We start from the raw sequence: 11,918 nt of genomic DNA, 5'->3' as shown, positions 1-11,918 counted from the left end.
GAAGGGATGGTTCGTCCGCCGGTTGCCGAAGGCAAGCACCGCCGGGGGGGCGCACAAGGGGCATCGGCGCCGACACCCCCCGGCGGTGCTTGCCTTCGGCAACCGGCGGACGAACCATCCCTTCTGTCGCTGCCGCGCTTCGAAGGGACACGCGATGAGAGCTGCCGTCCTCCACTCGGCCACGGGAGCCCTGCTCCTGACCATCCTCTCCGCCGTCCCCGCGGGCGGGACCCCGAACGCCGTGCCCGGTGTGGCGATCGCCGCCGAGCGGGCCGCGGCGGCGGGGATCGACTTCGGGGCCTGTACCGACGTACCGGATCTGCCGGAGAGCGTGGAGTGCGGCAAGGTCGGCGTGCCGCTGGACTACGCGCGGCCGAACGGCAAGCGGATCGAGCTGGCCGTCAGCCGGGTCAGGGCGACCCACCGTGACCCGCACAACAGCAAGCGCCGGGTCCCCCGGCAGGGCTCGCTGGTCTTCAACCCGGGTGGGCCGGGCGCCTCGGGCCTGTACTTCCCGCTGATCGGCATGATCCCCGAGTGGAAGCGCATCGGTGCCGCCTACGACCTCGTGGGCTACGACCCGCGCGGGGTCGGCCGCTCCGCCCCGCTGTCCTGCGAGGACCCCAAGACCTTCTTCAGGGGCCCCGCCCCCGCCCCTGCGCATCCCTCGCAGACGTACAAGCGGGAGCGCGTGGCGCGGGCGAAGGCGTACGCGCGTGGCTGCGCGCAGCGGGCGGGTGACGCGCTGCGGCACTACAACTCGCTGAACAACGCCCGTGATCTGGACGTCCTTCGGGCCGCGCTCGGCGAGGACCGGCTGACCTTCATGGGGGCGTCGTACGGCACCTACTTCGGGGCGCTGTACGCGACACTCTTCCCCTCTCACGTACGGCGGATGGTGTTCGACGCGGCGGTGAACCCGGACCCGGCGCAGATCTGGTACCGCAACAACCTCGGCCAGTCGGCGGCGTTCGAGAGCCGCTGGGAGGACTTCCGGGAGTGGGTCGCCCGGCACGACGGGGTGTACCGGCTGGGCAGGACCTCGCAGGCGGTGCTGCGCAGTTACGAGCGGGCGCGGGAGAGGCTGGCCTCGAAGCCGGCCGGCGGGAAGGTGGGGCCCGCGCAGTTGCAGGGCACGTTCCTCCAGGCGGGGTACTACGACGACTACTGGCCGTCGCGCGCGGAGGCACTGTCGGCGTATCTGAAGGGCGATCCGAAGCTGCTGGTCGCGCTGGCCGCGCCGCCCCTGGAGGCCGCGGCGGAGGCGGAGAACGCCACGGCCGTGTACACGGCCGTGGAGTGCAACGACGGGCCGTGGCCGACGGACTTCCGGGTGTGGGACCGGGACAACACGCGGCTCGCGCGCGTGGCCCCGTTCGAGACCTGGGACAACGTGTGGGCGAATCTGCCGTGCGCCTACTGGCAGGCGCCCCGGCAGCAGCCCCTGGACGTGCGGACCGGTCCCGGTGAATTGGCGCCGACGCTGATCCTGGCGGCCGAACGGGACGCCGCCGCACCGTACGACGGCGCTCTGGAGATGCACCGGCGGCTGACGGGCTCGGTGCTGGTGACGGAGCGGGACGCCGGCACCCATGGCATCGCGGGCGGGCCGAACGCCTGCGTCAACGGCCACCTGGAGGCCTACCTGCTGGAGGGGCGGCTGCCGGCGCGGCGCGCGGCCTGCGCGCCGCACGCGGAGCCCCGGCCGGCCGGCCGCGCCGAGAAGAGCGCGGCGGCCGCCCGGCCGGGGCGCTGATCAGGCGAGTCCGGCGACCAGTTCGGCGACGTCCTTGCGGCGGCCCGTGTAGAACGGGACCTCCTCGCGCACGTGCATGCGTGCCTCGGAGGCGCGCAGGTGGCGCATGAGGTCGACGATGCGGTACAGCTCGTCGGCCTCGAAGGCGAGGATCCACTCGTAGTCGCCGAGGGAGAACGAGGCGACCGTGTTGGCGCGGACGTCGGGGTAGCCGCGGGCCATCTTGCCGTGGTCGGCGAGCATGCGGCGGCGGTCCTCGTCGGGCAGCAGGTACCAGTCGTAGCTGCGCACGAAGGGGTAGACGCTGATGTAGTCGCGCGGCGTCTCGTCGGCGAGGAACGCCGGGACGTGCGAGCGGTTGAACTCGGCGGGGCGGTGCAGCGCCATGTTCGACCAGACCGGCTCGAGCGCGCGGCCCAGCCTGGTGCGGCGGAACAGGTTGTACGCCTCCTGGAGCTGGTCGCTGGTCTCGGCGTGCCACCAGATCATGAGGTCGGCGTCGGCGCGCAGACCGGACACGTCGTAGGTGCCGCGGACCGTGACGTCCTTGGCGGCGAGCTGGTCGAACAGCTCCTGGACCTCGTCGGCGTAGCCGGTGCGGTCCTCGGGGAGGGTGTCCTTCAGCTTGAAGACGGACCACAGCGTGTAGCGGATGACCTCGTTGAGGTCCTTGGCCAGCTTGCCCTTGTTCGGGATCCTGCCGGACTCGGTGGTGGGGGCGTCGTCACTCATGGTTCTCATTCTCCCGCTCCGCCGTGCAGACTTTGCACGGGGTCGGCCGTCAGCTCGCGCACGGCGCTCATGTCGCCGCCGATCTGGTCGACCGCCGCGTACGCGCTCGCGATGCAGGCGGGGATGCCGACGCCGTCGTAGGGCGCGCCGCACACGGCGAGGCCGGGGAGCTTCCCGACGTGTTCGCGGATGCGGGCCACGCGCGCGTGGTGGCCGACCGGGTACTGGGGCAGACCGTCCGTCCACCGGGTGACGCGGGTTTCGAGGGGTGTGGCGTCCAGTCCGGTGGCGGCCTTCAGGTCCTGCCGGGAGACGTCGACGAGTTCGGCGTCGGAGCGCTCCAGGATCGCCGTCTCCCCGTGGCGTCCGACGGAGGTGCGCAGTACGGCCACGTCCGGGTCCTGGTCGGCGATCCAGCCCCACTTCTGGGAGGCGAACGTGGACGCCTTGATGGTGCGGCCGTCGACGGGCGGGACGAGGAATCCGCTGCCGTCGGGCAGGGCGGCGGTCCCGGAGCGGCGGTAGGCGAGGGTGATCAGGGCCATGGAGGCGTACTCGACGGTGCGCAGCTCGGCGGCGGCCTCGGGGCACTCGACGGCGAGCAGTGCGGCGGCGACGGGCGCCGGGGCGGCGACGATGACGCCGTCCGCGTGCAGGATCCGGTCGCCGACGGTGACGTGCCAGCCGCCGGCGGGCTCGCGGCGCAGTGCGCTCACGGACGCGCGCGTGCGGATCTCGCCGCCGCGCGCCTCGACGGACGCGGCCACGGCGGGGGGCAGCGAGCCGACGCCGCCCTCGATGCCCATGAACACCGGTCCGGTCTGCCGGCTGGCGGCGGCCTTCGCCTGGATGTCGCGGACGGCCTCGGTGAGCGAGCGGTGCGTGCGCGCGGCCTGGAACAGCTGCGGGACGGCCGAGCGCATCGAAAGACGGTAGGCGTCACCGGCGTAGACCCCGCCGAGCAGGGGTTCCACCAGGCGGTCGACGACCTCGCGGCCCAGGCGGGCCGCCACGAACTCGCCGACGGCCACGTCCTCGCCGACCTCCGTGCGGGGCAGGTCGGCATCGCGGGCGATCCGGGCGAGGCCCTGGTCGGAGAGAACGCCGGCCAGCGCGGCGGCGGTGCCGGGGACGCCCATGACGTGGCCCTTGGGCATCGGGCGCAGGGCGCCGCGGGTCCAGATCGAGGCGGTGGCGGTGGCCGGTTGCCGGAGCCGGCCGGCGAGGCCCACCTCGCGCGCGAGGGCGACCGCCTCGGGGCGGCGGGCCAGCATCGACTCGGCGCCCAGGTCGACCCGGACGCCCTCGATCTCGCCGGGCAGCAGCTTGCCGCCCACCCGGTCGGAAGCCTCCAGCACGGTCACGCGGGCGCCGCGGTCCAGCAGCCGGTGGGCGGCCGCCAGGCCCGCGATCCCGGCTCCCACCACGACGACATGCCTCGTGCCCGTATCCGTTGCGCTCATGCCCCAACTCTCTCAAACCGCACTGACACTCAGAACGCGCCCCCGCTCCCCCGGGGCGTCCCGCCCGAGCCGTCGTGCCGTCCGGGGTCCGCCTCCGGTGTCCTTCCCGCGTCCCGACCGTGACCTGTTCGGAACCCTCGGAGGCCAACGTCCGGCCCCGCTCCGGCGTCGAAGGACCATCAGCCGTCGCCGAACCCCCGGGGGTACGCCCACATGCGCACACGACGTTCCGTACGACGTCCCACACGACGTCCGACACGTTCCGTACGACCGGTCCACGCTCTGGCGGGCGTCCTGCTCGCCGCCACCGTCGCCCTCGCCGGATGCGGTGCGAACGACATGGGTGACAGCAGCAGCGGCAGTGCCGAGAAGGCGGCCGGTCCGGAGGCCGGCGTCGCGCAGCCCGCCGAGGACGCCAAGGCGGGCTCGGGCGCCGGCGCGGGCGCGAGCGGCTCGAAGGCGACCACGGCGCCGAAGCCGTCGGTGAACCGCATCATCCGCACCGCCACGCTGACCGTGCAGGTCAAGAACGTGTCGAAGGCCCTCGACCAGGCTCGCGCGGCCACCGAGAACGCCGGCGGCTACCTCAGCGACGAGACGACCGTTCGCGACGAGGACAGCTCCGAGCAGACCCGTGTCGTCCTGCGCGTGCCGGTGGAGAAGTACGACGCCGTCCTGGCCGGCCTCCAGGGCGCGGGCAAGCTCCTCGAGCGCACGGCGAAGGCACAGGACGTCACCGACCAGATCGTCGACGTGGAGAGCCGCATCACCTCGCAGCGCGCCAGCGTGATCCGCGTCCGTGAGCTGATGGACCAGGCCACGAAGCTGAGCGACGTGGTCACTCTGGAGGGCGAGCTGAGCCGTCGCGAGTCCGACCTGGAGGCCCTGCTCGCCCAGCAGGCCTCCCTCAAGGACCGCACCAGCATGGCCACGATCACGCTGACTCTGACCGAGAAGCCGGTGGTGGCCGAGAAGGAGGACGACGACCCGGGGTTCGTGGACGCGCTGGCGGGAGGCTGGGACGCGTTCGTGACGATGCTGCGCTGGATCGCGGTCGTCTTCGGTGCGGTGCTGCCGTTCGCCGCGGTGCTCGCGCTGATCCTGCTCGTGTGGCTGCGGCTGCTGCGGCCACGCCGCCGGGCGATCCGGCCGGCCGCGCCGAGTGAGGCCGGGCGGGAAGAGGCCGGGCGGGATGAGGCCGGACGGGACTGATCGGGCCGGAACCGACCCGAGCACCGGGGAGCCGAGCCGTGGACCGGGACCGGGCCGGTCCCGTCCGGGCCGGACGGGACCGGATTGCCGTAGCCCCGTAGCGTGTTCGCATGAGCATGAGCGAGAGCGCGCGCCACGGGGCGTCCGGGCGGGAGCGGCTGGTCGTGATCGGCGCGGACGCCGCGGGCATGTCCGCGGCGTCCCAGGCCCGTCGGCTCAAGGGGCCCGGGGAACTGGACATCGTGGCCTTCGAACGCGGCCACTTCACGTCCTACTCGGCCTGCGGCATCCCGTACTGGGTGGGCGGCGACGTCACCGAGCGGGACGAACTGATCGCCCGCACGCCCGAGGAGCACCGCGCGCGCGGGATCGACCTGCGTCTGCGCACCGAGGTCACGGCGATCGACCTCGGCCGGCAGGGCGTGCACGCGCGTGACGTCGATTCCGGAGCCGAGTCCTGGACGTCGTACGACAAACTCGTCATCGCCACCGGGGCCCGGCCGATCCGGCCGGAGATGCCGGGGGCGGACGCCGAGGGCGTGCACGGGGTGCAGACACTCGACGACGGGCAGGAGTTGCTCGACACGCTGACGCGCACCCGCGCGCGCGGGCGGCACGCCGTGGTCGTGGGGGCGGGCTACATCGGCGTGGAGATGGCCGAGGCTCTCATCAACCGCGGCTACCTGGTGACGGTCGTCAACCGGGGCAGCGAGCCGATGTCGACGCTCGACCCGGACATGGGGCGCCTGGTCCACCGGGCGATGGAGGGCCTCGGGATCACCATGGTGAACGACGCCGAGGTCACCGAGCTGCTCACGCACGACGACGGCCGGGTCCGGGCCGTCGTCACGGCGGGCGGCGAGTACCCGGCCGACGTGGTGGTCCTCGGCATCGGCGTCCGCCCGGAGACCGGCCTCGCCAAGGCCGCCGGACTGCCCCTGGGCGCCCACGGCGGTCTCCTCACGGACCTGGCGATGCGGGTACGCGGCCACGAGAACATCTGGGCCGGCGGCGACTGCGTCGAGGTCCTCGACCTGGTCTCCGGCCAGGAACGCCACATTCCGCTGGGCACTCACGCCAACAAGCACGGGCAGATCATCGGCACCAACGCGGGCGGCGGTTACGCCACGTTTCCCGGCGTGGTCGGCACCGCCGTCAGCAAGGTCTGCGACCTGGAGATCGCCCGGACCGGCCTGCGCGAGAAGGACGCGCGCAGGGCGGGCCTCCAGTTCGAGACGGTCACCATCGAGTCGACCAGCCGGGCCGGCTACTACCCCGGCGCCTCCCCGATGACGGTCAAGATGCTCGCCGAACGCCGCACGGGCCGCCTGCTCGGCGTACAGATCGTCGGCAGGGAGGGCGCGGGCAAGCGGGTCGACATCGCGGCGGTGGCCCTCACGGCAGGCATGACGGCCGAACAGATGACCACCCTCGACCTCGGCTACGCCCCACCGTTCAGCCCGGTGTGGGACCCGGTACTGGTGGCGGCGCGGAAAGCGGCGGCGAAGGTGCGGAACACCTAAGGAAGCGGAAGGCCCAGAAAGCAAGGCCCCGGAAACAGCGCGCAACCGCGCAACCGACCCCACTCACCGAGCCCCACTCATCACCCCTGCCCCTGCCCCGCACCCGCACCCGCACCCGCACGGGCCTAGGCGGTCCCGGACAGCCTCGGCAGCGCCGATACCGCCGCGGGCTGCTGCTCCGCGGGCTTGGCGTGCGCGGCCGGCGCGGGCCGCGACCGCAGCCGATGGCTGACGGCCTCGTCGAGCGTCACCGGCCGCTGCGTCTGCGCGGCCAGCCGTCCCGCCTCCTGGCCGAGCCGTGCCACGTCCTCCCAGGGGAGCCGGATCACGAGCGCGATCTCCGCCTCGCCATCGGGGGTGGCATGCATCGGAGGAGTAACCCGGTCGTTCATCGCCTGTTCCTCACGTCGTTCCCGCGACCCGCCTTCCCAGTGCCGCGGGCGGTTGCCGGTTCATACGCAGCCGCGGGTAACCGCGTTCAGCGTGTTCACCGATTCACCGGACGGATCGGGGGCAGTACTTCCTTGTGGTCATCCCCGTCCATGACGTGAACCCCACGCGGCGCACCCCCGTGGTGACGTATGCCCTGATCGGCGTGAACGTCTTCGTGTTTCTGTTCATGCCGGGCCTGTCCGGCTCGGTGGCCGGTGACAGCACGCTGGCGCAGACCTGCCATCTGCACGCGTTCCTGGAGCAGTACGCCGCCGTCCCGCGCGAGCTGATCCACCATCAGCTTCCGCAGCTCGTACCCACCGGAGAGGTCCGCGGCGGCAGTTGCCTGCTGGGCCCGCCGGACTACGACAAGTCCCCGCCGCTGAGCGTCCTCACCGCGATGTTCCTGCACGGCGGCTGGCTGCACCTGCTGGGCAACATGCTGTTCCTGCTGATCTTCGGCAACAACATCGAGGACCGCATGGGCCACGTCCGCTTCGCGCTGTTCTACGCCGCCTGCGGCTACGCGGCGTCCTACGGCTTCGCGCTCGTCAACGCCGACTCGACCGACCCGCTGATCGGCGCCTCGGGAGCGATCGCGGGAGTGCTGGGCGCCTACCTCGTGCTGTACCCGAAGGCCAGGGTGTGGGTGCTCGTCCCGTTCCTGATCTTCCTGCCGCTGCGGCTGCCGGCCTGGATGGTGCTGGGCTTCTGGTTCGGGCTCCAGGCGGTGTACTCCTCCGGCGAGGGCGTCTCGGACGTCGGCACGGTGGCGTACGCCGCCCATGTCGTCGGCTTCCTCGCGGGCATGCTGCTCGCCTGGCCGCTGAAACGGGGCACGCCGCCCCCGCCCGAGCCGCGCGGCCTGCTGTTCGGCAGGAGAGCCCGGCCCGGCTGGTGACGTGACGTCACCCGGGCCGGCGGAAGGGCTCCGGCTCCCTTCCCGTCACCGGACTCACCGGACTCACCGGACTCACCGGACTCACCGGACTCACCAAGAGCCTCGTTCGGCGGGCTCGGCCGGATCGAAGAGCCGGCGGATCTGCTGGAGAGTCGCCAGTGCCGACTGTCCAGCGACCGCCCGGTGCTGCGGCGGCACCGCTCGCTGCGCGACACCGTCGGGGCGAGCTACGCGCTCTGCGAGCGGGAGGCCCGGATCGTGTAGGGCGGGGCCAGCGCCTTCGCCGGGCCGTTCGACCAGTCGACGGCCGTGTACCTGTGCACCGGTGGCGGCGTGGATCCGCATCAAGTGCCTTCCCTCCAGGCCCAGTTGGCTGCCTTCCACCTACTGGAGCCGGTGCGTGACCCCGGGCGGTGGGCGCCAGCCCCGCTACCGGATGACCCGGGCCGCGCGGGACTTCGGCCCGGAGCGGCTGCGAGAGGCCGGTGAGTGCGAGGTGGCCCTGGAGCGCCGGGCGGCGCACTGTCGGCAGGTCGCCGTCGTCGCGGACAACCTGTGCGCCTCGGGCTGCCAGAACCAGGCCGAGCGGCTCGTCCAGGAGGAGCAGACCGAGCGGCTCGTCCAGGCTCCGCCAGGCGCTGTACCGTCCGACCAGGCCGAGTCGGCGCTGGAGACGGTCGTGAGTCTGTGGTTCTGGTGGGCACCCCGGCCCCCTCCGGCCGACACGGACGGGCACCCGCCGACCGGTCACCCGCCAGCGCAGTAGCCGCGGCACGGCACGGGCCCGACGACAGCACGAGGGGCGGGGCGTCCCCAGGACACGCCGCGCGCCGCCGCCCGCCCCGGGACACCACGGCCTGGCACCAGCTCCTGGACCGGCACGACTTCGACGTGTTGGCCACCGACACCCTCCAGGGCCCCGACGACCACACCCGGCCCCGCTTCACAAACGTTTACCGGGCCGTACGACGCTGACGGCGCCGAGGTGCCGGCGCCTGCGGCGTGCGAGACGGATCAGCGGGCCGTCAGGACGTGGACGTGGTCGACGAGGCGGGTCAGCGCGTCCGGGTCGGTGGACGGCATGACGCCGTGGCCGAGGTTGAAGATGTGACCCTCCAGCCCCTCGGCGGCGTCGAGGACCTCGCGGGTCTTGGTCTCGACGGCCTCGGTGGAGGCGAACAGCACGGTCGGGTCGAGGTTGCCCTGGAGCGCCTTGCCGGGGCCGACCCGGCGGGCGGCCTCGTCGAGGGGCACCCGCCAGTCGACGCCGACGACGTCCGCGCCTGCCTCGCCCATCAGCCCGAGCAGTTCGCCGGTGCCGACGCCGAAGTGGATGCGGGGGACGCCGTACCCGGCGACGGCCTCGAAGACCTTGACCGAGGCGGGCATCACCGAGCGGCGGTAGTCCGCCGGGGCGAGGGCGCCCACCCAGGAGTCGAACAGCTGCACCGCCGAGGCGCCCGCCTCGATCTGCACCTTCAGGAAGGCGGCCGTGATGTCCGCGAGACGGTCCAGCAGGTCGGCCCACAGCTCGGGGTCGCCGTACATCATCGCCTTGGCGTTCTCGTACGTGCGCGACGGGCCGCCCTCGACGAGGTAGCTCGCGAGGGTGAAAGGCGCGCCGGCGAAACCGATGAGGGGGGTCGGGCCCAGCTCGCGGGTCAGCAGGCCGATCGCCTCGGTGACGTAGGAGACGTCCTCGGGGGTCAGGTCGCGCAGCCGGGCGAGGTCGGCGCGGGTACGGATCGGCCGCTCGACGACCGGGCCGACGCCGGGCTTGATGTCGAGGTCGAGGCCGATCGCCTTGAGCGGGACGACGATGTCGCTGAAGTAGATCGCCGCGTCCACGCCGTGCCGCCGCACCGGCTGAAGGGTGATCTCGGTGACCAGCTCGGGCCGCATGCAGGACTCGAGCATCGGGACGCCCTCGCGCACCTTGCGGTACTCCGGCAGCGAACGCCCGGCCTGGCGCATGAACCACACGGGCGTGTGCGGCACCGGTTCCCGCCGGCACGCCTTCATGAAGGGGCTGTCGTACGTCGCTGTCGGCTGCCGGCCCGCGGGGCTCTCGTTCACGCTCACGACGGCAAGTCTCCCATGACGCGGAAACCCTGCGGAATCCGGCGGGGGCCGCGCCCCTCTCCGCCTTCTCACCGATACCGCGCCCTCGGCGGCACGTGCGCCGACGCCCCCTGGCCGTGCGCGTGTTCGCCCAGCGCGCAGCCGTCCTGGGTCCGCCCACGGGTGTCTTGCCCTGCGCGAAGCTCCCGTTCCCCTTAATCTTCCCCGCATGGCTGCGGCTCAGGGACGACTGTCGGACGGCACGGGCGGGATGGATGACGCGAACGAGGAGGACCTGGAGGCGGACAGGGCGGCTCCGCCGCCCTTCCGGGCCGCCGTCGACGCACTGAGGGCCGCGCGGCTGCGGCCCCAGATCGAGATCGAGCCGACACCGGCGCCACGGCGCCTCGCGCCGTACGCGTACGCGCTGGAGGCGACCGTCGTGGACGGCGACCAGGACCTGGCCGACGGCCGTCTGGTGCTGCTGCACGATCCGGCCGGGCACGACGCCTGGCGCGGCACCTTCCGGCTGGTCACCCTCGTGCGGGCGGAGCTGGAGCAGGAGATGGCCGTCGACCCGCTGCTGCCGGACGTGTGCTGGTCCTGGCTGACCGGGGCGCTCCAGGCACGCGGCCTGATGTACGGCGAGCCGAGCGGCACGGTCACGCGCGCGAGTTCCCACTACTTCGGCGGGCTGTCGGAGCGTCCGGCGTCCTCGCAGATCGAGATCCGGGCCTCCTGGACGCCCCGCGAGGGGCTGGGGGGCGTGCCGGACACGGCGGCGCATCTGGCGTCCTGGTGCGATCTGCTGGCCCAGGTCGCGGGGCTGCCGCCGGCCGGCCCGGGGGACGCCTCGGTCGTGACGCTGCCGCAACGACGGGGGCCGCAGTCGCGCTGACCACGCGCACCGACCGAATCCGCGGGGTCCCTGCTGGGGGCCTCGCGGATCTGTTTTCCCGGCTCCGCGGTGTGCCTTCCCGGCTCCACGGATCACTTTTCCCGGCTCCGCGGTCTCTTCCCTGCTCCGCCTCGTCGGCCTCTCCGGCCGCGTTTCGACTCTCTGCCTTGTCTCGGCTCTCTGGCCTCGTCGGCCCCCTTTTTCTCGCTCCGGATCGCTCCGAACTCCGTGAGCGAGGCCGGCCGGCCTCGCTCACACGCCGTGTTCGGCTCCGATAACCGCCGACTCCCCCGAACGGCCGCCTCGATTGACCATCTCTTTGTCGATACGGCCACTTTCGATCCCATACGACACCCGCTCAAACCGATTCGATCTTCGGATGATCGATCACGCGTCCGAATTGCACGGATTGTTACTCACTAGATCGTGATCATTTTCTAAAGGACCAAGGCTTCGGTGCCGAAGACGACTGTGACCTTGAAAGCACGGTTCGTCCCGGCTTCATCCCGCGAACCGGCCCCGTCGTCCCCCACCCAGGAGGCCTGGTGTCCGTTCTCCTCGAGCAGCCCGCAAGCCTGGTCGCCTACCGCCCGAACAAGCCCACCGCCATGGTGGTCGTGGCCGACCCGCGCGTCCGCTCCACCGTCACCCGCCACCTGTGGGCGCTCGGTGTACGCGACGTCATCGAGGCCTCGTCCGTCGCGGAGGCTCGTCCCCGCATCGGCAACCCCCGCGACATCTGCGTCGCCGACGTCCACCTTCCCGACGGCTCCGGCCTGACGCTCCTGTCGGAGACCCGCGCCGCGGGCTGGCCCAACGGGCTCGCCCTCTCCGCGGCCGACGACATCGGCGCCGTACGCAACGCCCTCGCCGGCGGCGTCAAGGGCTACGTCGTCACCGGCACCCGTACCAACGTCGGGCTCCCCACCCGGCCCGGTGC

General features: G+C 72.6%; 11 protein-coding genes. 7 read left to right on the top strand and 4 right to left on the bottom strand.

Features of this window, described 5'->3' with window-relative positions; translation table 11 throughout:
• Nucleotides 1-154 precede the first annotated feature (154 nt).
• Nucleotides 155-1,756, top strand: a complete 1,602-nt coding sequence (locus P1P75_RS34520) for an alpha/beta hydrolase (protein WP_319262940.1) — start codon at nt 155-157, stop codon at nt 1,754-1,756.
• On the opposite strand, the gene hemQ is transcribed toward P1P75_RS34520, so the two are convergent.
• Nucleotides 1,757-2,488 (bottom strand): hydrogen peroxide-dependent heme synthase, encoded by a 732-nt coding sequence (hemQ, locus tag P1P75_RS34515; protein ID WP_319262939.1) that lies wholly within the window; start codon nt 2,486-2,488, stop codon nt 1,757-1,759.
• A 5-nt stretch (nt 2,489-2,493) separates the two neighbouring features.
• On the bottom strand, nt 2,494-3,951 hold the full coding sequence (hemG, locus tag P1P75_RS34510) for a protoporphyrinogen oxidase (RefSeq protein ID WP_319262937.1): 1,458 nt from the start codon (nt 3,949-3,951) through the stop codon (nt 2,494-2,496).
• 213 nt (nt 3,952-4,164) lie between these two features.
• Between hemG and P1P75_RS34505 the strand changes: the two genes are divergently transcribed.
• Together P1P75_RS34505 and P1P75_RS34500 are read left to right on the top strand one after the other, a co-directional pair.
• The gene (locus P1P75_RS34505) at nt 4,165-5,163 is read left to right on the top strand and encodes a DUF4349 domain-containing protein (protein ID WP_319262934.1); all 999 of its coding nucleotides are present in this window, start codon (nt 4,165-4,167) and stop codon (nt 5,161-5,163) included.
• Between the two features lie 116 nt (nt 5,164-5,279).
• Nucleotides 5,280-6,686 (top strand): FAD-dependent oxidoreductase, encoded by a 1,407-nt coding sequence (locus P1P75_RS34500; RefSeq protein ID WP_319262941.1) that lies wholly within the window; start codon nt 5,280-5,282, stop codon nt 6,684-6,686.
• A gap of 125 nt (nt 6,687-6,811) precedes the next feature.
• Here P1P75_RS34500 and P1P75_RS34495 read toward each other — a convergent pair whose 3' ends face one another.
• On the bottom strand, nt 6,812-7,078 hold the full coding sequence (locus P1P75_RS34495) for a hypothetical protein (protein ID WP_086766319.1): 267 nt from the start codon (nt 7,076-7,078) through the stop codon (nt 6,812-6,814).
• Nucleotides 7,079-7,212: 134 nt separating this feature from the next.
• On the opposite strand from P1P75_RS34495, the gene P1P75_RS34490 reads away from it, so the two are divergent.
• Nucleotides 7,213-8,019, top strand: a complete 807-nt coding sequence (locus tag P1P75_RS34490; RefSeq protein ID WP_319262933.1) for a rhomboid family intramembrane serine protease — start codon at nt 7,213-7,215, stop codon at nt 8,017-8,019.
• A 400-nt stretch (nt 8,020-8,419) separates the two neighbouring features.
• Entirely contained in the window at nt 8,420-8,785 is a 366-nt protein-coding gene (locus P1P75_RS34485; RefSeq protein ID WP_319262931.1) for a hypothetical protein, read from the top strand.
• 248 nt (nt 8,786-9,033) lie between these two features.
• Here P1P75_RS34485 and hemE read toward each other — a convergent pair whose 3' ends face one another.
• Complete coding sequence (gene hemE, locus P1P75_RS34480) at nt 9,034-10,101, bottom strand: uroporphyrinogen decarboxylase (RefSeq protein WP_319262929.1); 1,068 nt, start codon at nt 10,099-10,101, stop codon at nt 9,034-9,036.
• Nucleotides 10,102-10,309: 208 nt separating this feature from the next.
• Here hemE and P1P75_RS34475 point away from each other — a divergent pair, with 208 nt between their 5' ends.
• Both P1P75_RS34475 and P1P75_RS34470 read left to right on the top strand, forming a co-directional pair.
• Entirely contained in the window at nt 10,310-10,978 is a 669-nt protein-coding gene (locus P1P75_RS34475) for a DUF3000 domain-containing protein (protein ID WP_319262927.1), read from the top strand.
• 545 nt (nt 10,979-11,523) lie between these two features.
• The coding region (locus P1P75_RS34470) for a response regulator (protein WP_319262926.1) at nt 11,524-11,918 on the top strand (395 nt) is incomplete at its 3' end.

This window comes from Streptomyces sp. ID05-39B, assembly GCF_033794725.1.
Classification (GTDB): domain Bacteria; phylum Actinomycetota; class Actinomycetes; order Streptomycetales; family Streptomycetaceae; genus Streptomyces; species Streptomyces bobili.
The sequence above is the reverse complement of the archived record's forward strand: the minus strand, read 5'-3'. Positions and strand labels throughout refer to the sequence as shown.